The organism is Gemmatimonadaceae bacterium (assembly GCA_020852815.1).
Classification (GTDB): Bacteria; Gemmatimonadota; Gemmatimonadetes; order Gemmatimonadales; family Gemmatimonadaceae; genus SCN-70-22.
In genome coordinates this window covers 1-20,546 of the sequence record JADZAN010000044.1, presented here as the reverse complement: position 1 = coordinate 20,546, position 20,546 = coordinate 1, and the positions used below count along the sequence as shown (strand labels likewise).

Sequence of the window (20,546 nt, the reverse complement as noted above, 5' to 3'; positions counted from 1 at the left end):
TCGCCGAGGCGCACGAGCACATGGTGATGGTGCGCGACATCGAGCTGTACTCGATGTGCGAGCATCACCTGCTGCCGTTTTTCGGGAAGGCGCACATCGCGTACATCCCGAACGGGACGATCGTGGGGTTGAGCAAGCTGCCGCGGATCGTGGACATGTTTGCCCGCCGGCTGCAAGTGCAGGAGCGGCTGACGGGGGAGATTGCGGGGGCGATCCAGGAGGTGCTGGCGCCCCGGGGGGTGGGGGTGGTGGTGGAGGCGTACCACCTGTGCATGATGATGCGGGGAGTGGAGAAGCAGAACTCGAAGACGATCACCTCGGCGCTGCTGGGGTGCTTTCGCGACGACGCGCGCACGCGCGAGGAGTTCCTGCGCCTCGCCATAGCCCCCGAGCGTTAGGCGATTTCACCGCTGCGTGACCTGTGCGCCGTGCTGGCGCGACGGTTCAGCTAGAGGTCGGCGGGTTCGGCGGGTTCGGCCAGGACGGGAGCACCGGCGCCTTCCACTTCGTGAAGCTCGCCACCGGCCCCGCGCATCGACATGACCGGGGCAGCTTCCCCCTCCCCCTCCCCCTCGCGGTCCCCCTCCGCCACCGCCGGCTCTCCTTCGTCGCCCCCCTCGGTGGTGGTGTCGCACAGCATCGCGTCCATCACGAAGGTCGCCCCGCCGCGGGCCCGGATCTCCGAGGGGGTGGCGTGCAGGTAGCGCTGGCACGTGTTGCGGAAGGCGCTCCCCGACGGGAAGTGGAGCGCGATGGCGATGCGGTCGGCGCTGCGGTGCGGATCCTCCAGCAGGTGTGCCGCGATCACCAGGCGCCCCCAGGTGATGAGGCGCTGCGGCGAGGGGAGCGATGCCTGCTCGAGATGCTTGGCGAGGACACGGCGCGACAGCGACAGCGTCTCGGCCAGCGTCTCGGTGGTCATCCGTTCGTGTGCACGCGTCACCGCGAGCATGACGGCGTCGCGAACCGTGGGGCGCGCCTGCGCGAGGGCGAGGCGCAGGCGTGACGCCACGCTTCGTGCCTGCGCCTGTTCCACGATCGACGCGATGGTGGTGGGATCGTCGTCCGAGTCGGCCACGATGAGCGCGTCCACGCCGGCGCGTCCCAGGTCGAAGAGGTCGCGCGCGTTGTCGGCGGTGACCGTGACGTAGGCGACGGTCGTCAATCCCGGGAATCGGCGCTTGAGGTGCCGCAACGGCTCCAGCGAGAGCCCCCCGGTGGCAAAGACGTCGAGTACCGCCAGCTGAACCGGGTGGCGTTCGCACAGGAGCGTCACCGCCCCCCAGTCGGCGCAGGGCTCGACGGAGTGGTAGTGGCGCAACGCGCCGCGCAGGCGGAACAGTCGCACCGGGTTGGGAACCAGTGCGGCGACGATGCTCACGCTGCCGGGGCCGGGAGAGGGGTGACGAACGCCATGTCACAAGGACGCCCGAGCGGGGGGGGCAGTCACGGCTCGGGAACGTCCTCGCACTTTCTTACGGTTCGCGCACGATACGTGACGGGAGGGACCACCGGTCGGCGAAACCTTTTCACCGTGGCGTCGTCCATCAAACGGCCGCAACGCGTTGTCAACGCAGCACTTGTGCGCGAACTCGCGCCAGGAGTGTGATGCACCGCTGCCCCCGGAGAGTTTGCATGAGACGGATCAAGACCAATCGATCGTTAGGCTCGGCGGCTCGCCGGGGGTACACCATCCTGGAACTCACGGTGGTGCTCATCATGGTGAGCATCATCGCTGGAATGGCGGTGCCGCGGCTCAACTACGAGAAGTACCGCGCCGATGCCGCATTGCGCACGGTGCGCACGGTCCTGCAGTCCGCGGAGCGCAACGCGATCATGCGGCAGACCAACGTCGTGGTCGCCTTCGATGTCGCCTCGCGCCAGATCGTGATCGTCGAGGACGCGAACAACAACTGCACCTTCGATGGCGGCGAACGCAAGATGATCCGCCCGCTCGAGGATGGCGCCAAGTTCGCGGTCCCCCCCACGAGCTATTCGGGGATGGCGGCGCCGGCAGTCTCCGGCTCCAACCTCTGCACACTGCTTGGCTATTCCGCGATCCAGTTCCTGCGCGACGGCGCAGCGAGCACCGACCTCGAGGTCTACCTCACGTCGAGTCGCGGTTCGACCACGGACTTCCGGCTCGTGCGTGTGGTGCAAGCCACGGGGCGGGCCGACGGATATCGCTACGACGGAACCATCTGGAAGAGGATGAACTGATGCGAGCATTCCCCGTGCGTTCCGAACGATCCACCGCACTACGCCCCCGCTGGGTGCGGCGCGGCATTTCGTTGCTCGAGGTCATGGTGGCGCTGACGATCCTCGGGACGAGCCTGATCGGGATGGCCGAATACGGTCGCCGGTATGCCCGTTCCAACGCGAACTCCATGCTCCTCAACAACGCGCTCGACCTGGCGTCGGCGCGCGTGGAGCGCGTCAAGGCGGAGCGCAACTACACGTCCATGGATTCGCTGGCCACGACGGAGAACACGATCAGCGGATACCCGAACTATCGGCGCGTGACCACGATCGTGCAGACGCTGTCGGCGCAGTACGCCTACAAGACGGTCACGGTCACGATCACCCACCCTGCCATGCCGACGCCGGTCAAGAAGACGACCGCGATCGCGCGCTTCTAGGAGCCGCCATGCGAGTCACGAATCGATCCCGTCGCGCGCGCCGCAGGCACGAGGCGCGCTCCGGCTACTCGCTGGGCGAGCTGCTCCTGACGCTGACGATCACGATTGGCGTCTTCGCGGCCGCCGTCCCGTTCTTCACCATGCAGGTCCGCCAGCTGCAGCAAGATGTGGGGCGCACCGACGCGCAGCAGACGGCGCGCTTCGCGCAGAACACCGTCGACCGCGAACTGCGCAACATCGGCATCGGCGTGCAGCCCATGGATGCCTCGCAGGGAATCCCGCGCAACCAGCCCAAGATCGTGCAGGCGCACGCATACGCCGTCACGTTCAACACCGACCTCGTGGCCAACGACACGAGCGACGTGGAGGCGGTCTACTTCGACCCCAACGTCGCCGACCAGCTCACGCGCACCATGATCGCGTCGTCGCCGATCACGCTGCCGTGGTCGGGCAAGTCGTATCCCGACTACACGTACCGCAAGAACGATCGCTCGCTGTCGCTGGCCGAGACGGTGAGCTACTGGGTGTCGGCCGACTCGTCGCAGCCCTCGTCGAGCAACATGTACGTCCTGTGGCGCCGCGTGAACGATGGTCCCATCTCGGTCGTGGCGACGGGCATTCGCATCACCGGTACGCAGCCCTTCTTCAGGTACAACCGCGTCCTGCCGTCCGGTGTCATCGATTCGATTCCCACCGCGTCGCTCCCGATCTTCTGGGATGCGGTGGGGAGCATTGCCGACTCGATCCGCACGGTGAGCGTCTCGGTCAACGGGGTCTTCAACGGCTACAACCTGCAGAACCGCGCCACCACGTTCGTCCGCTCGGTGAATTCGCAAACCTCGCTGGCCAACATCGGGCTGGCGCAGCGCTCGTCGTGCGGCGACGTCCCGCTCAATCCCGGCGCGCCGACGGTGGCGTTGGTGACCGTGTCCGGGGTGACGCGCGTGCAGGTGACATTCACCGCCTCCTCGGACGAGAGTTCGGGGGAGCGGGACGTGGAGCGATACGTCCTGTATCGCCGCATCGTCGGCAACCCGTGGGATGAGCCCATCGACCAGGTGGGCGGCTCCAAGTCGGCGAGCTACATGTGGGAAGACTTCGACATCCAGCCCGGCGTGACCTTCCAGTACGGCGTCGCCGCCCAGGACTGTTCACCCGCCAACTCGTCGATGCGCATGAGCTCGACGATCACGCACTAGGGAGAGCCACCCATGCGACAGCGACTCCTGCAGTTCCGCCTGCGCCTGCGCACGAGGCGCGGATCGGCGCTCATGCTGACGATGGTGTTCACGTTCGCGTTAGGCGGGCTCGCCATCTCGGCCATCTACATGGCGGGCGGCACGGCCATCCTCTCCAAGCTCTACGACCGAGAGCGCGACTACCGCTACGCCGCCGAGTGGGCGCTGGCGCTCGGCAAGAGCCGCATCATGACCGACACCACCTTCGTCCTCCCCGATTCGCTCTACGTCCAGATCCTGAACGGATCCACGGTGACGCAGGCAGGCGGGGGAACGGTGCCCAAGGTGCGCGTGGACCTCTATGCCGGCGTGGGAGGCAACTCCACCGGGCAGTACGGTCGCTTTGTCGAGTTGGTTGCGGTGGCGTATGACAACGGCGGCGCGCGTCACGTGCGCCGACTCGAGCTGCAGGCGGAGAACTTCGCGCGCTACGCGATGTTCACCGACCGCTGGTCGCCGGGGTGTTACACCACGGGCGAAATTGTCCGCGGTCGCGCACACTCCAACGCGGACTGGCAGTCGTGCGGCTCGGCACCGGGCCCGGTGTACACCGACACGGTGAGTGCGGTGAACACGGTGACGGGGACGGCGCAGTATCCCTCGGCCGGGCATCGCTACCCCAACGCGCCGCGCATTCCGTTCCCCACCGTGTCCAAGCTCGCGTGGATGCCGGGCTACGCGGCGTCGGCCAATCTGGCCTACACACCGCCAGCGCGCGTCGCCTCCACCGGAGCGACACGCATGGAGTTCACCGCGGTCGATCTCGATGGCGACGGCCTCCTCACCGGCCCCGCCGAAGGCTACTTCCGCGTCTTCGAGGCGCGCGCCGGCGCCACCACCAACCCCTGGGCAACGGGAAGCTCCGCCACCCCGTACGTGACCGGCGGGACCGATACCGCCTTCGTGCGCGCGGGTACCACGAACGGTTCGCGGTTCGACAACATCCTCGCCGCCGGCACCACGATCAACAAGAGCGTGATCCAGAACCAGTGTGGCGTGTTCTACCAGATGGGCAACCCGGCGCGCGCCATGTTCATGCCGCTCGCCGCGCACGACACGCTCGACAAGCGCTACCGCTGGTTCATCGACACCCTGACGCAGGCCGTCCTGGGGCGCCCGGGCTCGCGTCCCAACGCGATCGCCTACCTGCGGAACTACCAACCGGGGAGTGGCGGGTACGCGAACAACTCGGCGGCGCTGCTGAAGAACGGAAGCGCCTACACCACCGGCACGCCGCGCTGCTTCCCCGCTGGCGACCCGTACCTGATGCCCGTCGAACGCCCCGGACTGCTCAACGCCTTCCCGGCGGCGGCGGGGCAGTCGATCGATACGCTCCCTAACGCTTCGAAGCGGGGTGGGGAGGACACCACCTTCACCGCGGTGACCAAGACCGGATCGTGGAGATCGTGGGCGGGGTTTGGCGCGTCGTTCTTCACCGCGGGCGCCACTCGTCGTCAGGCCGTCGAGGAGCCGTATCTGTGGCCGGTGCACCGGACGCAGAACCTGAACTCGAAAGGCGTCATCTACGTCAATGGGGACATCTTCCTCAGCGGGCAGTTCCGCGGACGCGCGACGCTCTACATCTCCGGAAACGGCGAGTTCATCGACGACCTCGTCTACGTGACGAACCCGGCGTCGCTCCCCATCTGCCAGAACCTCCTCGGGATCATCACCGGGGGCAACCTCTACATTGCCGACAACACCGTGAACCGACCGCGCTTCGTGGACGGCACGGGGGCGTCGAACGCGCGCTTCTTCGACAACGACCAGGACTTCTTCCTCCACGCGGTGACGCTCGTGGGCGTGAGCAACACCAACGCCACGTTCGGCGTGGAGGCGCTGAGCTCCGGGCCTAACGCGGGGCGCCTCTGCACCCCCGTCCCCCCCAACAGCGCGCAGACCTCGGGCGGGTGCATCAACCAGGCGGGCGGCGTGATCCAGCGCGTCATCTCGGCGACCTTTGCCGGCGGCTACACCGGGTATGCAGAAAACCGCGTGAAGGACGCCTGCCTCGACGTCGACTCACCGCCATACTTCCCGTTGACCGGGCGCTATCTGGACAACGAGTTCTACGAGATCGACCCGGCGCAGTTCAACGCGATCGGTGTCGCCCAGTTCTACCGCCGGCTGCAATCGTCGCCGTAGGCACGGGCGACCACGCAGGGGATGGAAACAGGCAACGGCGCCCGGGGGGCGCCGTTGCCTGTTTGTGGGGACCCGCGGATGCGCGCGTCCAGCGCCGCGCGGACGGATGTGCCGTCAGATCCCCAGCGCGCGCTGCGCCTCGTCCCGCCGGCGCACCACGTGGCAGGCACGACATCGCGCTTCGTACGAATCGGCCGCCCCCACCATGATGACGGGGGAGTCCCACGCCGCCGGCTCGCCGTGGATCAGGCGCTGGTTGCGGCACGCCGGTGCGCCGCAGAGAACGCAGATGGCGTGCAGCTTGTCGACCACCTCGGCAATGGCGAGCAGCCGCGGCATGGGGCCGAACGGCTCCCCGCGAAAGTCGGTATCTATCCCGGCGAGGATGACGCGCCGCCCGCGGTTGGCGAGCGACGTCGCGAGGTCGCAGATCCCCTCATCGAGAAACTGCGCCTCGTCGATCGCGATCACGTGCGCCATCGGGTCGATCCGGGCGGCAACCTGCGCCGCTGAATCGACCGGGATGGCGTCCACCGACCGTCCGTCGTGACTCGACACCCGGAGGAGTCCCGCATAGCGGTCGTCCAGGTGCGACTTGAACACCTGGACGCGCTTGCGGGCGATGATCGCGCGCCGCACGCGGCGCATGAGTTCCTCCGACTTGCCGCTGAACATCACCCCGGCGATCACCTCGATCCAACCGCCCGTCAGCTGCAGTGTCGTCATCCGTGCCGTGTCTCCCGTGTGGCGCTCATGCGAACGCCTGGATCAGTCCTCACCGCGGCGAGCGCGGGAGTGGCGCAGCCGATCGCCGCGTTCGCTCCACTCACGCGACTCGTGAATCGCGCGCGGACCGCCGGGCTCGTCGCGATCCCGGCGCGGCCCGCGAAAGCCGCCGCGTTCACCGCGATCACTCCGATCACCGCGATCGCCGCGATCGCTCCGCTCACCGCGAAAGCCGCCACCAAATCCGCCGCGGAAGCCTCCGCGGAAGCCTCCACGATCGCGATCGCCGCCGCGGAAACCACCGCGATCGCCGCCGCGCGGTCCACGATCGCCGCGATCGCCACGCTCACCACGCTCACCACGATCGCCACGATCACCACGATCACCACGATCGCTCCGTTCGCCGCGCGCGCCGAAACCACCACGGAACCCGCCACGCGCCGGACGATCGCCCCCGCGATCGCCGCGCTCGCCACCGCGGAACGGACGCCCGCCACGATCGCCACGATCCGGGCGATCGCCACGATCGAAGCGCCCCTCACGCGGGGCTCCTTCGCGCTCGGTGGGACCACGATCCTCGCGCGCCATCACCTTGCGTCCGCGAATCGAGGTGCCGTTGAGCGCGCCGATTACCTGTTGCGCCAGCTCCGACGCCACCTCGACGATCGTGAAGGTGTCGCGCAGTTCGATGTTCCCCAGGGAGTCGGCGGCAACCTGCGCCTCGCCGGTAATGGCCCCGACAAAGTCGCCTTTCCGCGCGCCGTCTCGCTCTCCCACGTTGATGAAGAGTCGCGTGTACGACGTGCCGGCGGGGGCAACGCGCTCGGTGGGTGCGGCAACGGCGGGCGCCTCGACGACGCGCGCGCTCTTCTTCGACTTCCCCTTCTCGCGTTCGACCTCGAGCATGCGCAGCGCCGCCGCGGCAACTTCCACGGCATCACGCTCGGCCAGCAGCGGCTCCAGCGTCAGCACCTCGCGGTGCAGGGCGCGCGCGTTGAGCACACTTCGCAGCTCGTCGCGGAGCGCCTCGTCGGCGGCGCGCGCGGCAACCGGGACGGTCGACAGCGCCAGCGGCGTCGCGCGCGGCCCCGCCAGCCGCAAGAAGCCGGCGAGTTCCTCCGGCGAGACGAGGACGACGCACTGCCTGGGCGTGGCGTCGGTGAGGCGTTGCAGCGCGGCGCCGCTCGCCGGCGCGCCAAACGCGACGATCAGCGGCTCGTGGGCGTCGATGGCCCCGGTGGCCAGACGCACGGTGGCGTCGTCGCCGCGGTAGCCAATGGACGCAAGCGCGCGCAGGGCGGCCGCCGTGAAGGGTTCCTCGCATACCACGGTCGCCCGCGCCGGATCGAGGACGTCGAGCAGGCGGCGCAGCGCCGTCGCGCGCTCGCCGCGCGAGGTCACGAAGTACTGCAGGTTCCCGCCGGCAGTGGGGAGCGGTTCGTACGTCATGCGCCGGGCGCGGCGCATGTGCGCCTCGACGAAGCTCTCCAGCGCCTCATCGAACGCGCTGGCAATGAGCACGCGCTCCGCGCCGCGTGGGAGCTCGCTCACGAGGGTGGCCAGCGCCTCGCTGGCGCTGTCGAGCAGCTCGACGCCGTCGACCATCACCAGCGTCTGGAGCCCCTCCAGCTTGAGCGCGGCCCCGCGCACGAGCGCCAGGGCATCGGCGGGGGTCGCCGCGAGCGCGCGCACGCCGGCGGCCAGGCGGCGCGCCGCGCGCGCCGGGGCCGTGACCGGGACCAGCAACACCGACTCGTCGCTGGCGGCGCTGTTGACCAGCCGCGCGATCCAGGCGGCGGTTTCGGCGCTCGGCGTCAGCACGAGCACCTGCACTCCTTCTCCTTCCTTCCCGGCCCGCTGCACCTGGGGGCCCACCACGCCAGCCTGGCGTGCATCTCCCGGCGGTAGCACGTGCACCACGTGCTGGCTTTTCGCCACGCCGCTCTCGTCCTGCTCCACAAAGCCTCACTTGTCAATCGCGCACGTCGCGCGTGCGCTCGCGTTGGTCCTGCAAGAACGAGTAAGATACGCTCTTCGCGACCCGGCTCCTATCGTGCGAGCGCCCAAGTCCACCGATATCCACGCCATGGCCCTCGAATTCTCGCCGTCTCCCAACATCGCCCTCCTTCGGGAGTCGGCGACGATTGCCGTCTCGCAGCGCGCCAAGGCCCTCAAGGCCGAGGGGCGCGCGATCGTCGACCTCGGCGCGGGGGAGCCGGATTTCGACACCCCGCGCTTCATTCGCGAGGCGGCCAAGGCGGCCATCGATGCCGGGCACACGCACTACACGCCCACGGAGGGGATCCTTGCGCTGCGCGCGGCGATCGCCGAGCTGACGCGCTCGTACGGGCCGGCCGCCGCCGACGTCGCGCCGCTCGACGTGGTGGTCTCCAACGGTTCCAAGCAGTCGCTGTTCAACGCATGCTTTTGCCTGTTTGGGCCCGGCGACGAGGTGCTCATCCCGACCCCCAGCTGGACGTCGTACTACGAGATGGTGCAGCTGGCGCGCGCCACCCCGGTGGCGGTCATGGGCGACCCCGCCAACGACCTCAAGGTGACGGCGGAGATGCTGGCCGCCGCCGCGACGCCGCGCACGCGCGGGCTCATGCTCAACTCGCCGTGCAATCCCACGGGTGCCGTCTACACGACCCGCGAGCTGCGGGACATCCTGGCGCTGGCGCGCACGCGCGGCTGGTGGGTGATCAGCGACGAGATCTACCGTCGCATCAGCTACGAGGGCGAGGCGCCGAGCGCGCTGCACGTGGCCGAAGCGCGCGACCACCTGGTCGTGGTGGACGGCGTGGCCAAGGCATACGCCATGACGGGGTGGCGCGTGGGGTGGACGGTGGCGCCGCGCGCGCTGTCCAAGGCGATGACGGCGTTCCAGTCGCACGCGACCTTCCACACGGCGTCGATCTCGCAGTACGGTGCGCTCGCCGCGCTCTCGCGCCTTGGTGAATCGGCCTCGGAGATCGCGGCGATGGTGGCGCAGTACCGCGTGCGGCGCGATGCCGGGCTCGCCGTCTTCGCCGCCGAGCCGTCGCTTCCGCTCGTTAGGCCCGCGGGAGCGTTCTACTTCTACTTCAATGTCGCGGCGGCCTTCCCGGGGCACGCGGAGCCCGGGTCAGCCTTCGCCGCGCGCCTGCTCGAGGACGAGGGGGTGGCAATGGTTCCCGGCGCCGCCTTCCAGAATCCGGAGTGGGTCCGCGCCTCCTACGCCGCGCCGCAAGGTGACGTGGTCGAGGGGGTCACGCGCGCCATCCGTCTCTGGAAGTCGCTCAGGGGCTAGCGTTTCAGCGCGTCGCAGGTCGGCGAGGCCTGGCACACCTCCGCTCCGCCAGGCACCGGCCGCCTGGGAGGGCTGGGTTTCGCGAACTGCTCCACTCCGGCTGTGGCCGGCTGTGGCTGGCTGTGGCCGGCGGTGGCCGGCGGTGGCCGGTCTCCGCTCTGTTCGGACTCGCGGTACCGGGCGTATTATGGGAGAAGCGATCGCGCTCGAAGCCCACCCAGTGGAGCGAGGAGGGGACGTGAACATCCCAGTGCGCGTCGAACCGTGCGTCGGGGCCCCCGAAGCCGTCGAGTACACCTGGGATGCCGACACCGACATCCTCTCCGCCGTCGTGCGGGCCCCCGAGCCGGCGGAGCGGCCGAGGTCGACCGCCCTCGAGCTGGAAGGGAGCGACGGTTCCTGGCTCATCCTCGACGTCCGCGCCGGTCGGATCCGCGGCGTTGAGGTCGCCGTCTGGCCCGACGTGAAGAAGCGCGCCGACCTGGCGCCCCCGGGAGAGGTCGAGGACGGCACGGTCATCGTCGGTGCCGTGGAGCAGGGAAAGCGCGTCGCCGTCGAGGTGAACACGCATCTGCAGGCGGAAGCGGACCGGGCGGAGCGCACGATACATTTCCGGCTCGGCGCCACGCGCGAGACCCGGACCGTGCGCATCGCGCGCGACCTCCTGGTCGACATCGACCGTCGCGACCGCATGGCTGGGTTGTGGCTCCTCGACGTTCCCCCGTTTCCCGACGAACCGTGATCACCACGATTGTCCTGATCAAGGCCGACCCGAAGCACATTCCCGACACGGCGCGCGCCATTGCCGGCATCGACGGGGTCCAGGAGGTGTACTCGGTGTCGGGGGAATGGGACCTGGTCGCGATCGTGAAGGTGCCTAACTACGAACAGATCGCCGAAGTGGTGACCGAGCGCTTCCCCGCCGTTGCGGGAATCACGCGCACGCAGACGCTGACGGCCTTCCGGGCGTACTCCAGGGGCGACCTCGAGCAGGCGTGGGACATCGGCGTCAACTGACGGCGCGCGCGCTGCGCGAGGCGTTAGGCACGCTGGCACACGCGGTCGATCCCGGCGGTGCCGCCCTCGAGGTCTCGCTCTCCGCGCAGGACGCCCCGCGCACCCGCGCCGCCCCCCTCCTGTGCGACGCTGCCATGCGCGCGCACGCGCTCCTGGCGCCTTCGCCCAACGATCCACAGCCGGGCGCCTTCGCCGCCTTCCTCGATGGCGTGCAGGAGAGTCGCGTCCTCGCCTACGTCGGCACCGTCCCCATCGTGCATGGGCGATCGGGGGCGGTGGTGCGCGCGCGCGTCGATCGGCGATTGGTGACCTGGGGCGACCTCCCGCTCACCGACGAGGCGATCTTCGCGCCGGTCGCGGCGCTCCCGAGCGCGGTCACCGCGGCGCTGGAGGCAACGGAACGGCCGCTCGTCGACACCACCGAGGACAACCTTCCCCTCGAGGAGCTCCATCCCCAGCAGATGCTGCGTCGCGCTGTGCAACTGGTGCAGCGCGGGCGCGAGGCGCTCGAGCAGCGGCTGGCCGACGAATGGTGCGCGGCTACGCCGCACGCCCCGCTCTATGTCGATGGCGGACTCTCCCCGTCGGCCACGGTGCTCGGCGGGGCGCGCGCCGTGGGGGTCATCAAGTCGCACCACACGCTGTACGCCACCGGCGCCGCGCTGGCAACGGTAATGGCGCTCCGCGCGAACGAGCGATCGTCGCTCTTCGTCGTGGAGTCGCGCTGGCGCGAGCCGGTGGCCTCGTGGTACCTGCGCCTGCGCCCGAGCGGAGGGCACGACCCGCTGTGGGGACTGGCGCGCATCGAGTTGTCGCTGGCGGCGCTGGCAGCCATTGCGCCCGACGCCGACGCGGCGTGTGACGAGGTGTCGCAGTGGGTCGCCGCAGAGGCGTCACCGCTCGCCCTCCCCGACGCGCGATGGGACACCATGGCGTATGGAATCCGCGACTGCGAGGTCTACCTGCGCGCCACGCTCGGGCGCCTGGGTTCGTCGTGATCACGCCGTACCATTGGCGCGCGCGTCACACCTTGTCGCCGCGCGCTACCTTCCTCGCGCCCCGCCTCCCGAATCGCGCCTGAGCCGATGTCCGCATCGACGCACCAATCGCCCGCCCGCGACCCCCGAAACGACCCTCGCAGCGAAGCGCCGTTCGACGTCCCGCCCCTTCTTCTAGGGCGCGTCGTGGCAACGGAGCGCCGTCCCAACACGACGCATGAGTTCCACTTCTGGACGGCGCTCAACTCACCCGTCGGGATCGGGACGATCGTGCGCGTGGAGGGCGCGAACGCCATCGACGGGGTGCTGCCGAAGGTGTACGGCGTCGTCACCGACGGCATGTCGTACTCGGACCTCGTCTCCCCGCTGCACGACGTCATCGGCTCCGACAGTGACCCCGCTCGCGCCTCTCGCGCGGCGACGGAGCGCGCGGAGATCCGCCTGTACACCGCGGCGGTGCTGCGCCACGTCCCGGATGAGCCGCTGCAGCCGGTGCCGATGGGGCAGGTCTTTCTGGCCCACGATCGCGATGTCGCCATCGCCTTGCGCATGGATGGCTACCTGCGCGACGGGGAGGGCACCGGGATCCCCGTCGGACTCTACCGCGCCGGTGGCATGGAGTCGCCCGTCTATCTCGACGCGGACTTTCTCCTCGGCCCCGAGGCGGCGCACCTCAACATCACCGGAGTGTCCGGACTCGCGACCAAGACGTCGGCGGTGGAGTGGTTGCTCGCGTCGATCTTCGCGCACTTCCCTCAGTCGAAGGGATCGGTGGCCGCGGTCGCGTTCAACGTGAAGGGGCCCGACCTCTGCTTCCTCGACCAGGCGGCCTCGCTGGAGGAGCACGACCGGGCGATGTACGAGCGACTGGGCGTGCCAGCGGCGCCGTTCGCCAACGTGCGCTACTTCGCGCCCTACAAGGCCAGGGGATTCGCGCTCAACACGCTCCGCTCCAATCCCGCGCTGCAGCACAACGTCTCGCCGCTCACCTGGGGGCTGCGCGAGGTGATGCAGTTTGCCGAGGTGCTGCTGAACAAGGACGACATCGACGCCAAGGCCGATGCGCTGATCGACTTCGTTGCCTCGCGCGTGGTGGACCAGCCATTCACCGACCCGTTGCTGGGCGGGCGCCACTTCCAGGTGCGCTCATTCGCCGACCTGGACGCCTTTTTCCGCGAGCTGATCGACGCGATGGAGGGTGCCAACCGCGAGCAGTGGCGCACGCATCACGTGGCGACGATCCGCAAGGTGCGCAACCGGCTGGTGAACATCGCCACGCGCTGCGAGGGGCTCGTCACGAACGACGGCCACGCCTCGGACCTTCCGTTCGGGAGCTTCGAGGACCGGGCGGTGTATGTGATCGACGTCGCCAGCCTCGAGGAAGACGCGCAGGACCTGATCTTCGCGCGTGTCGTATCCAAGCTGCGCGAACACCTCGAGCGCCGGACGCTCGGTGTCGATCACATCGTCGTCTTCGTCGATGAACTCAACAAGTACGCCCCGGGCGACGGCCCGGACACGTATGTGCGCAAGATGCTCCTCGATATCGCCGAACGCGGGCGGTACCTGGGGCTCGTGCTGTTCAGCGCGCAGCAGTTCCGGTCGCAGGTGCATCGGCGCGTGGTGGGGAACTCGGGGACGGCGATCTACGGGCGCATGGACCCAGACGAGCTGGCCACGCCAGGCTATGCGGTGCTCGGCGCGTCGACGCGCACCAAGCTGGCCACGCTCGGGAAGGGGCAACTGATGGTGCGGCACCCGCACTTCGCGCAGCCGATCTTCGTGCGTTTCCCGCGCCCGGCCATGCTCTCCGGGCGCGAGGGGGCGGAGCGCTTCCCGCAGGGCGAGGAGCCAACGCTCGCCGAAGCGGTGCTCCGTCAGCTGCGGACGCTCGATCCGCAGCTCACCCTGGCGCCGATCGCCCACGTCTTCGAGGGGATGTACGACGAGGCGACGATCCTGCGCGCGCGCGACCGCACCATGCGCGAACGTCCCGCTGACGTGAAGGGACACTTCCTCTCGCAGTTCCGCTCCGTCGTGGCATCCAGGGGCGCCACGCCTGCGCCGGTGCGTCCGTTGCGCCCGGCTCCCCTCGGCGATCCATACGGCACCTAGTGATGCACAGCGGGCAGGGTCACCGGTCGGTGAGTGGCGCCCGGGTCGAGCGGCGTCGCGCGACGCGCGCGCGGCGCTTCGCCGCGCTTGCCGGCGTGGGGATGCTCGTGGGCTGGGCCTCCCCGCTGGGGGCGCAGGTGCCGTCGTCCGTGCCATCGACGCTGGGGGGGAGCCCGCTCGTGTTGCAGCTGCGCCCCCGGCCGGGCGACCTCCTGCGCCTGCGCCTCGACCAGACGATCGAGATGGGGGTGAGCGAGCGCGGCGCCGAGGACAGCACCGCGGCCGACGTGACCTCGCTGGTGATGCTGGCGAGACTGTCGGTCGAGTCGTCGGACGCGTCGGGGGCGACGATGCTCGCCGTCGCCGATTCGGTGCGCATCGAGGACAATGGCGGCTTCCAGTCCGACGTCCTGCGGCAGGCGCGCGCGCTGCAGGGGCAACGCTTCCGTTTCCGCGTGGCCCCCGACGGGTCGACCACGGTGGCGGGGACCGATGCGTGGGCGGGGCCCGCGGTGGGATCGCTCCTCTCGCAGCTGCCGGCCACGCTCCCCGCCGATTCCATCGCCCCGGGGGCGACGTGGAACCGCTCGGTCGACATCCCCTTGGCCGCGGCCCCTGACGGGCGCGCCAACGCCACGCTCACCGCCACCTTCCGGTTCGACTCGCTCTCTCGCTCCGGCGAGTATGCCTTCATCTCGATGAAGGGGCGCCTGGTACGGTCGGGCCCCATGCAGGGGGGAGGGGGTGCGGGGAAGACGGCGTCGCCGGGAGAGGGGGGATTCGTGCAGACGTCGGGGAACGTGACGGCAACGCTCCTGCTGGACCGGCGACGCGGGTGGATCGCCGAGGCGAGGACGGTGATCTCGCTGCGGTCGCTGGTGACGGGGCGTGGGAAGGATACGCCGCCGTTGCGCGTTCGCATGAAGATCACGCAGTGGATGCGCGTGATGTGAACCGTGGGGCGCGGCGCGACCGGAACGCATGGCGCGCCGCGGGGCGGTACGATCGCGCCACGGGTATATTTCCGACCTTCATGCGCCTCGTCCACCTTTCCGATCTGCACCTCGGATTCCGGCAGTTCCAGCGGCAGACGCCCGCTGGGATCAACCAGCGCGAGGCCGACATTGCGACGGTCTTTCGCGGCGTGGTGGACCGCATCATCGCGCTCGCCCCCGACATCGTGGTGATCGCGGGCGACATCTTCCATAACGTGCGGCCGCCGAATCCGGCCATCCTGCACGCCTTTTCGCAGTTTGCGCGACTGACGCAGGCGCTGCCGCAGGCGGTGGTGGTGCTGGTGGCGGGGAACCACGACTCGCCGCGCGCGGCCGAGACCGGGTGCATCCTCCGGTTGTTCGCGCCGCTGGGGATTCACGTGGTGGAGGGCGAGGCGCAGCGCTTGGCCTTTCCCGAGCGCGACCTGTCGATTCTCGCGGTGCCCGACCCGGGAGTGCCGCAGCGGGTGCAGCTCGAGCCGGATCCCTCCGTGAGCTGCAACGTGCTGGTATTGCACGGTGAGGTGGAGGGAGTCCTTCCGCCGGCTGCGGTGCACGCCGAGCGGACCGCGGTCGCGATCACCCCCGAGGAGCTGGGCGCGGCGCGCTGGACGTATGTCGCGCTGGGCCACTACCACGTGTATCGCCAGGTGGCCCCCAACGCGTACTACTGCGGATCGTTGGAGTACACCAGCGCGAATCCGTGGGGGGAGCTGGCCGAGGAGAAGGCGGCGAAGCTCCCGGGCAAGGGGTTCCTCGAGTACGACCTGGCAACGGGCAAGCGCACGTTCCACCCCATCAAGCCGGCGCGACCGCTGCTCGACCTCCCGGTGATCCAGGGGCGCGGGATGGCGGCGGCCGACATCGACGCGGCCATCAAGGCCAACCTCGCGCGCATTCCCGGCGGCATCGAGGACAAGATCGTGCGCCAGGTGGTGCGCGATGTCCCGCGCCACGTGGCCCGCGAGATCGACCACAAGCTCCTGCGCGAGATCAAGCGGCGCGCGCTGCACTTCCACCTCGACACGCGGCGCCCGGACATCCTGCGCGCCAGCGTGGGGCAGGGGGCGGCTGGGCGGCGCGCGTCGCTGATGGACATGGTGCGCGACAAGCTCCGCGGGCGCCCGCTCACCAGCGACATCGATCGCGAGCAGCTCGTGGAGCGCGCCCTGGCCTACATGTCCGAAGCGGAGCAGCGGGAGGAGACGGCGGCGCTCGCCTCGAGCGGCGGCGCCGCGGGGGAGCCGGACGCGTGAGGCTCAACTCCCTTCACCTCGTCAACTTCCGCCAGCACGCGGACACGCGCATCGAGTTCGATCTCGGCTTGACGGGGATCATCGGGCCGAACGGGGCGGGGAAGACGACGCTGCTCGAGGCGATTGCCTGGGCGCTGTACGGCCAGGGGGCGGCGCGCGGGACGCGCGACTCGATCCGCTTCAACCGGGCGGCCGCGCGCGCCGCGGTGCGCGTGGAGCTCGACTTCGAGCTGGCCGGGCACCGCTATCGCGTGGTGCGCGGGCTCACCAACGCCGAACTGTATCTCGACGGCGCCGACCAGCCCATCGCCAACTCGCTCACCGCCGTCACCGAGCTGCTGCAGCGGCGGCTGGGGATGACGCGCGGCGAGTTCTTCAACACGTACTTCACGGGGCAGAAGGAACTCAACGTGATGGCGGCCATGAAGCCGTCGGATCGGGCGCAGTTCCTGTCGCGCGTCCTGGGGTACGAGAAGCTGCGCACGGCGCAGGACCTGGTGCGCGAGCAGCGCAAGCTCATCGTGGCGCAGCTGTCGGGGTTGCGCACGATGATGCCCGATCCCGACGCGATTGCGCGCGCCCTGGCCGAGGCGCGCGACCGCACGCGCGTGGCCGATGGCCAGCTGCAAGGCGCGGAACGGCGGCTGCAGGAGGCGGGAACGGCGCTGGGGGCCATGGCGCCCAGCTGGCAGGAGGCGCAGGCCGCGCGCGAGCAGCTGCAAGCACTGGTGGGGGAGCTGCGGGTGGTGGAGAGCGCCGACGCGGCGCGCACGCGCGACCTCGAGCGGCTGGACGCCGAGCTCTCGGAGATCGCCACGGCGCGCACGGAGCTGGAGTCGCTGGCCGGCGAACTGATCCCGCTGGCCTCGGTCGCGGCCGAGTTCCGTCGCTTCGAGGACCTGGCACGTGAGGAAGGGCGCCGCCTCACGCTGGTCGAGGCCGAGCGCTCGCTGGGCGAGGACCTCGTGCGCTTGCGCGAACGGCGCGAGAAGGTGGCGCGCGCCCCGCAGCTCGAGGAGGAGGTCACCGAGGCGCTGGAGCGCAAGCGGCGCGAGCTCGAGGAATCGTTAGGCCAGGTGGAGGCACGGCGCACGGAGTGGGTCCGCGACCGCCAGGAGGCGGAGACCAAGCGCGACGCCCTGCGCCGGCAGTACCAGGAGCTCAAGCTCCAGCGCGACAAGGTCCTCGACCTGGGCGAGGACGGGATCTGCCCCACCTGCACCCGCGTGTTGGGGGAGTCGTTCCGCACGGTGCTCGACGGCCTCGATGAGCAGATGGAGACCATCACGGTCGACGGGCGCTACTACAACACGCGCCTGGAACAGCTCGACCAGATGCCCGCCGAGGTGCGACAGCTCGACGAACGACGCCGCGAGCTGCAAGGCGAAGTCGGGTCGCTCGAGCGTCAACTGGCGCGCGTGCAGGGCGGGGTGCAGGAGCTGTCTCAGCTCACCCGCGACCTGGCCACCAAGGAGCAGCGGCACGAACAGCTCACGCGCGAACTGGCTGCCATCCCCACCGGCTACGACGCCGAGCGGCACGCCGCGCTGCGGGCCGAGGTCGACCGGCTCGCCCCGCTCAACGACCGCGCCACGCGGCTGAGCACGCTGCTCGAACGCGAGCCGCGCCTGGTGGGCGATCGCACCACCGCAGCGGCCGAGGCGGAGACGCTGCGCCAGCGCACGCGGGAACTGCGCACCGCGCACGACGCCATCGCCTTCTCGGAGCAGGACTACCTGGAGCTGCGCGAACGGCAGGAGACGACGCTGGCCGAGGCGCGCGCCGCGGAGATCGCCGTCGCCAGCGCCAAGGGAGAAGTGCAGGCGGCGCGCGCCGCGTTGCAGCACGCGGAGCGCGCCCAGGGCGAGTACGACCGCGCCCAGGCGGCGCACGATGCGCTGCAGGGAGAGAAGCGCCTGCACGAGGAACTCGATCGCGCCTTCTCCGACCTGCGCACCGACCTCAATCACCAGTTGCGCCCCGAGCTGTCCGAACTGGCGAGCGCCTTCCTCGCCGAGCTCACCGACCATCGCTACAACGAGCTGGAACTCGACGACCAGTACAACATCATCGTGCTGGAAGACGGCGAGCCGAAGCCGGTCATCTCCGGCGGCGAGGAGGACGTGGCGCACCTCGTGTTGCGGCTGGCGATCTCGCAGATGATCGCCGAGCGGGCCGGCCAGTCGTTCTCGCTCCTCGTGCTCGACGAGGTGTTCGGTTCGCTCGACGAAGTGAGGCGCCACAACGTGGTGGAACTGCTGCGCCGCCTGCAGGATCGCTTTGAACAGGTCATCCTCATCACGCACATCGAGTCGGTGCGCGAGGGGCTCGATCGCGTCATCACCGTGGAGTACGACGAGGAAAACGGGAGCGCCCGCGTGCGACAGCCCGAACCGGAAATGGCCGGCGTGATCGAGGGGTCGTTCTCGCTCGAGGAAGCGGGAGAGGAGGCATGAGGGCGTGACCACCTCCACCCCCTGGCGATCGCTGCGCAACATCAGCGGCCCGTTTCCCGCACGCCTCACCGACATCGACCCGCTCAATCGCGTCTTCAGCGATGCGTTCACCGAGCGCTATCGCCGCGACGGAATGGTGGGAGTGCGCGTCCCCTACCTCAATCCGTCGATCTGGCGCTACGCCATCGAGGATGCCAACGGGGGGGCCATGCTGTGGCGCGACGAGCGCGACGAGATCGTCGCGTTCAACATCGCGCACCTCTCCGGCGTGGAAGGGTGGATGGGGCCGCTCGCGGTGCGCCCCGAGTGGCAGGGGACCGGTGTGGGAAAGGTCATCGTGCAGGCCGGGATCGATTGGCTGCGCGAGCACGAGGCGCGCATCATCGGACTCGAAACCATGCCGCGCACGATGGACAACATCGGCTTCTACTCGCGGCTGGGCCTCGTCCCCGGGCGGCTGACGATCACCGTCACGCTGGAGTCGGCCACGACCGACGTGGCGGTCCCGTTGCTCGGTACGCTTCCACCACGTGACCGCAGCGACATCATCCAGCAATGCTTGCGGCTCACGCAGCAGCAGCTCCCGGGCCACGACTTTACCCGTGAGCTGCAACTCACCCTCGAGCTCGGCCTCGGCGACGTCGTGCTGCGCGTGGAACGGGGCGAGGTGGTGGGGTTCGCGCTCTTCCACGCGGCGCCGCTGGTGGAAGGGCGTTCGCGAGAGGAGCTGCGCGTGCTCAAGCTCGCCCTCGCGCGCGAGGACGACATCGCGAACATGGCAGCGCTCCTGATGGGGGCGGCGCGACAGGCGGGGACCCGGCGCGTGGCCATCCGCGTCCAGGGCGAATACGGCGAGGCCTATCGCGCGCTCGTGGCGCTCGGCGCACGCGTGCGCTGGACCGACCTGCGCATGGTGATGGCGGGGGCGGACGAGTCGCGCGCCCCCGGGATGGTGCTCAGCAACTGGGAGATCTGAGAGCGTTCCGCCGGCGTCGGCACGTCACACGCGCCACGCACGCCACACGCGCCACACGCGCCACGCGCGCCACGCGCGCTTCGTGCCTAACGAACCAACCTCGCCGCGTGCGCCTCGCGTGATTACCTGAGGCCGTCATCTGTTGCGGCGCGACCGACGCCACGCCACATGGAGCGCCGATACATGACGGGCATTTCCGTTACGCCATGTAACCCGCGCACAGTGCGACAGCAGCGCAACAGCGCGTGACGTTACGGCTTCCCGCTCGTCCCTTTCCGGGAGGAGTGCGTCGATTGGGCCGACTCGGCGTCGCGAGATGCCGGTGTGCCACGAACCACGATCCGCCAGATGAGGAGGAAGACGCCGACCGTCAGCAGCGCGTGTACCCACCCGGTCGCTTCGGTCGTGAACGTGGCAAATGCCCATACGGCAAGCATGGCGAGCGCGGCGAGGATGCCGAGGTCCATTAGAGGGATGGAGAGGGGTGCGCGCGACGTGAATTGACCGCGCCAGGTACGCCCGGTACATTCTGGGCGGAAACTACTACGTACGGAACGAAGAGACCGACTTTTTTGAGCCGATAAGCTCATCGAAGGGGTTCAACAAACGGGTCGACGTCATGCCCCAGTGCGGGGAAGGCGGAAAGCGCGGTGCGAATCTTACACCTATCGCTTGGGCTTCAAAAAAACCTCTTCG

At 69.5% G+C, this 20,546-nt stretch carries 18 protein-coding genes; 14 read left to right on the top strand and 4 right to left on the bottom strand.

The annotated features are described in order from the left end of the window. Positions 1 to 398 (top strand): GTP cyclohydrolase I FolE (gene folE / locus IT359_19920; protein MCC6931267.1); only part of this gene is annotated, 398 nt, incomplete at its 5' end. 50 nt (positions 399 to 448) lie between these two features. On the opposite strand, the gene IT359_19915 is transcribed toward folE, so the two are convergent. After that, entirely contained in the window at positions 449 to 1,381 is a 933-nt protein-coding gene (locus IT359_19915; GenBank protein MCC6931266.1) for a helix-turn-helix domain-containing protein, read from the bottom strand. A 254-nt stretch (positions 1,382 to 1,635) separates the two neighbouring features. Between IT359_19915 and IT359_19910 the strand changes: the two genes are divergently transcribed. From IT359_19910 to IT359_19895, 4 genes are read left to right on the top strand one after another with little or no spacing between them, the layout of a single operon-like run. Further along, positions 1,636 to 2,220 carry a GspH/FimT family protein gene (locus tag IT359_19910; protein MCC6931265.1) on the top strand — a complete coding sequence of 195 codons (585 nt, stop codon included), beginning with the start codon at positions 1,636 to 1,638 and terminating at the stop codon, positions 2,218 to 2,220. Continuing rightward, positions 2,220 to 2,639 carry a prepilin-type N-terminal cleavage/methylation domain-containing protein gene (locus tag IT359_19905; GenBank protein MCC6931264.1) on the top strand — a complete coding sequence of 140 codons (420 nt, stop codon included), beginning with the start codon at positions 2,220 to 2,222 and terminating at the stop codon, positions 2,637 to 2,639. Before IT359_19910 ends, IT359_19905 begins: the two co-directional genes overlap by 1 nt. A gap of 8 nt (positions 2,640 to 2,647) precedes the next feature. Beyond that, complete coding sequence (locus IT359_19900; protein ID MCC6931263.1) at positions 2,648 to 3,838, top strand: hypothetical protein; 1,191 nt, start codon at positions 2,648 to 2,650, stop codon at positions 3,836 to 3,838. A 12-nt stretch (positions 3,839 to 3,850) separates the two neighbouring features. Then, complete coding sequence (locus IT359_19895) at positions 3,851 to 6,022, top strand: hypothetical protein (GenBank protein ID MCC6931262.1); 2,172 nt, start codon at positions 3,851 to 3,853, stop codon at positions 6,020 to 6,022. 114 nt (positions 6,023 to 6,136) lie between these two features. Here IT359_19895 and IT359_19890 read toward each other — a convergent pair whose 3' ends face one another. Together IT359_19890 and IT359_19885 are read right to left on the bottom strand one after the other, a co-directional pair. After that, positions 6,137 to 6,748, bottom strand: a complete 612-nt coding sequence (locus IT359_19890; protein ID MCC6931261.1) for a thymidine kinase — start codon at positions 6,746 to 6,748, stop codon at positions 6,137 to 6,139. Between the two features lie 42 nt (positions 6,749 to 6,790). Further along, positions 6,791 to 8,686, bottom strand: a complete 1,896-nt coding sequence (locus IT359_19885) for a DbpA RNA binding domain-containing protein (protein ID MCC6931260.1) — start codon at positions 8,684 to 8,686, stop codon at positions 6,791 to 6,793. A 148-nt stretch (positions 8,687 to 8,834) separates the two neighbouring features. Between IT359_19885 and IT359_19880 the strand changes: the two genes are divergently transcribed. The 9 genes from IT359_19880 to IT359_19840 all read left to right on the top strand — a co-directional run bounded on the left by IT359_19880 (position 8,835) and on the right by IT359_19840 (position 19,850). Continuing rightward, positions 8,835 to 10,037 carry a pyridoxal phosphate-dependent aminotransferase gene (locus IT359_19880; protein ID MCC6931259.1) on the top strand — a complete coding sequence of 401 codons (1,203 nt, stop codon included), beginning with the start codon at positions 8,835 to 8,837 and terminating at the stop codon, positions 10,035 to 10,037. 238 nt (positions 10,038 to 10,275) lie between these two features. Next, on the top strand, positions 10,276 to 10,779 hold the full coding sequence (locus IT359_19875) for a hypothetical protein (GenBank protein MCC6931258.1): 504 nt from the start codon (positions 10,276 to 10,278) through the stop codon (positions 10,777 to 10,779). Continuing rightward, positions 10,776 to 11,054 carry an Lrp/AsnC ligand binding domain-containing protein gene (locus IT359_19870; GenBank protein ID MCC6931257.1) on the top strand — a complete coding sequence of 93 codons (279 nt, stop codon included), beginning with the start codon at positions 10,776 to 10,778 and terminating at the stop codon, positions 11,052 to 11,054. Before IT359_19875 ends, IT359_19870 begins: the two co-directional genes overlap by 4 nt. Further along, a complete protein-coding gene (locus tag IT359_19865; protein MCC6931256.1) occupies positions 11,033 to 12,052 on the top strand; it encodes a hypothetical protein in 1,020 nt (339 codons plus the stop codon). Before IT359_19870 ends, IT359_19865 begins: the two co-directional genes overlap by 22 nt. A gap of 186 nt (positions 12,053 to 12,238) precedes the next feature. After that, positions 12,239 to 14,167, top strand: coding sequence for an ATP-binding protein (locus IT359_19860; protein ID MCC6931255.1), 1,929 nt, complete (start codon positions 12,239 to 12,241; stop codon positions 14,165 to 14,167). A gap of 2 nt (positions 14,168 to 14,169) precedes the next feature. Continuing rightward, the gene (locus IT359_19855) at positions 14,170 to 15,120 is read left to right on the top strand and encodes a hypothetical protein (GenBank protein MCC6931254.1); all 951 of its coding nucleotides are present in this window, start codon (positions 14,170 to 14,172) and stop codon (positions 15,118 to 15,120) included. A gap of 80 nt (positions 15,121 to 15,200) precedes the next feature. Further along, the gene (locus tag IT359_19850; protein ID MCC6931253.1) at positions 15,201 to 16,418 is read left to right on the top strand and encodes a DNA repair exonuclease; all 1,218 of its coding nucleotides are present in this window, start codon (positions 15,201 to 15,203) and stop codon (positions 16,416 to 16,418) included. Further along, positions 16,415 to 18,874 (top strand): SMC family ATPase, encoded by a 2,460-nt coding sequence (locus IT359_19845; GenBank protein MCC6931252.1) that lies wholly within the window; start codon positions 16,415 to 16,417, stop codon positions 18,872 to 18,874. Before IT359_19850 ends, IT359_19845 begins: the two co-directional genes overlap by 4 nt. A gap of 4 nt (positions 18,875 to 18,878) precedes the next feature. Continuing rightward, on the top strand, positions 18,879 to 19,850 hold the full coding sequence (locus IT359_19840; protein MCC6931251.1) for a GNAT family N-acetyltransferase: 972 nt from the start codon (positions 18,879 to 18,881) through the stop codon (positions 19,848 to 19,850). A 251-nt stretch (positions 19,851 to 20,101) separates the two neighbouring features. Here IT359_19840 and IT359_19835 read toward each other — a convergent pair whose 3' ends face one another. Then, positions 20,102 to 20,317, bottom strand: coding sequence for a hypothetical protein (locus tag IT359_19835; GenBank protein MCC6931250.1), 216 nt, complete (start codon positions 20,315 to 20,317; stop codon positions 20,102 to 20,104). Positions 20,318 to 20,546: the final 229 nt, after the last annotated feature.

Bases quoted from the DNA above. Each gene is read 5' to 3' on its own strand.
- IT359_19880 (MCC6931259.1), top strand. From the start codon at position 8,835: ATGGCCCTCGAATTCTCGCCGTCTCCCAACATCGCCCTCCTTCGGGAG.
- IT359_19895 (MCC6931262.1), top strand. From the start codon at position 3,851: ATGCGACAGCGACTCCTGCAGTTCCGCCTGCGCCTGCGCACGAGGCGC.
- IT359_19855 (MCC6931254.1), top strand. From the start codon at position 14,170: ATGCACAGCGGGCAGGGTCACCGGTCGGTGAGTGGCGCCCGGGTCGAG.
- IT359_19890 (MCC6931261.1), bottom strand. From the start codon at position 6,748: ATGACGACACTGCAGCTGACGGGCGGTTGGATCGAGGTGATCGCCGGG.
- IT359_19900 (MCC6931263.1), top strand. From the start codon at position 2,648: ATGCGAGTCACGAATCGATCCCGTCGCGCGCGCCGCAGGCACGAGGCG.
- IT359_19835 (MCC6931250.1), bottom strand. From the start codon at position 20,317: ATGGACCTCGGCATCCTCGCCGCGCTCGCCATGCTTGCCGTATGGGCA.
- IT359_19910 (MCC6931265.1), top strand. From the start codon at position 1,636: ATGAGACGGATCAAGACCAATCGATCGTTAGGCTCGGCGGCTCGCCGG.
- IT359_19905 (MCC6931264.1), top strand. From the start codon at position 2,220: ATGCGAGCATTCCCCGTGCGTTCCGAACGATCCACCGCACTACGCCCC.
- IT359_19850 (MCC6931253.1), top strand. From the start codon at position 15,201: ATGCGCCTCGTCCACCTTTCCGATCTGCACCTCGGATTCCGGCAGTTC.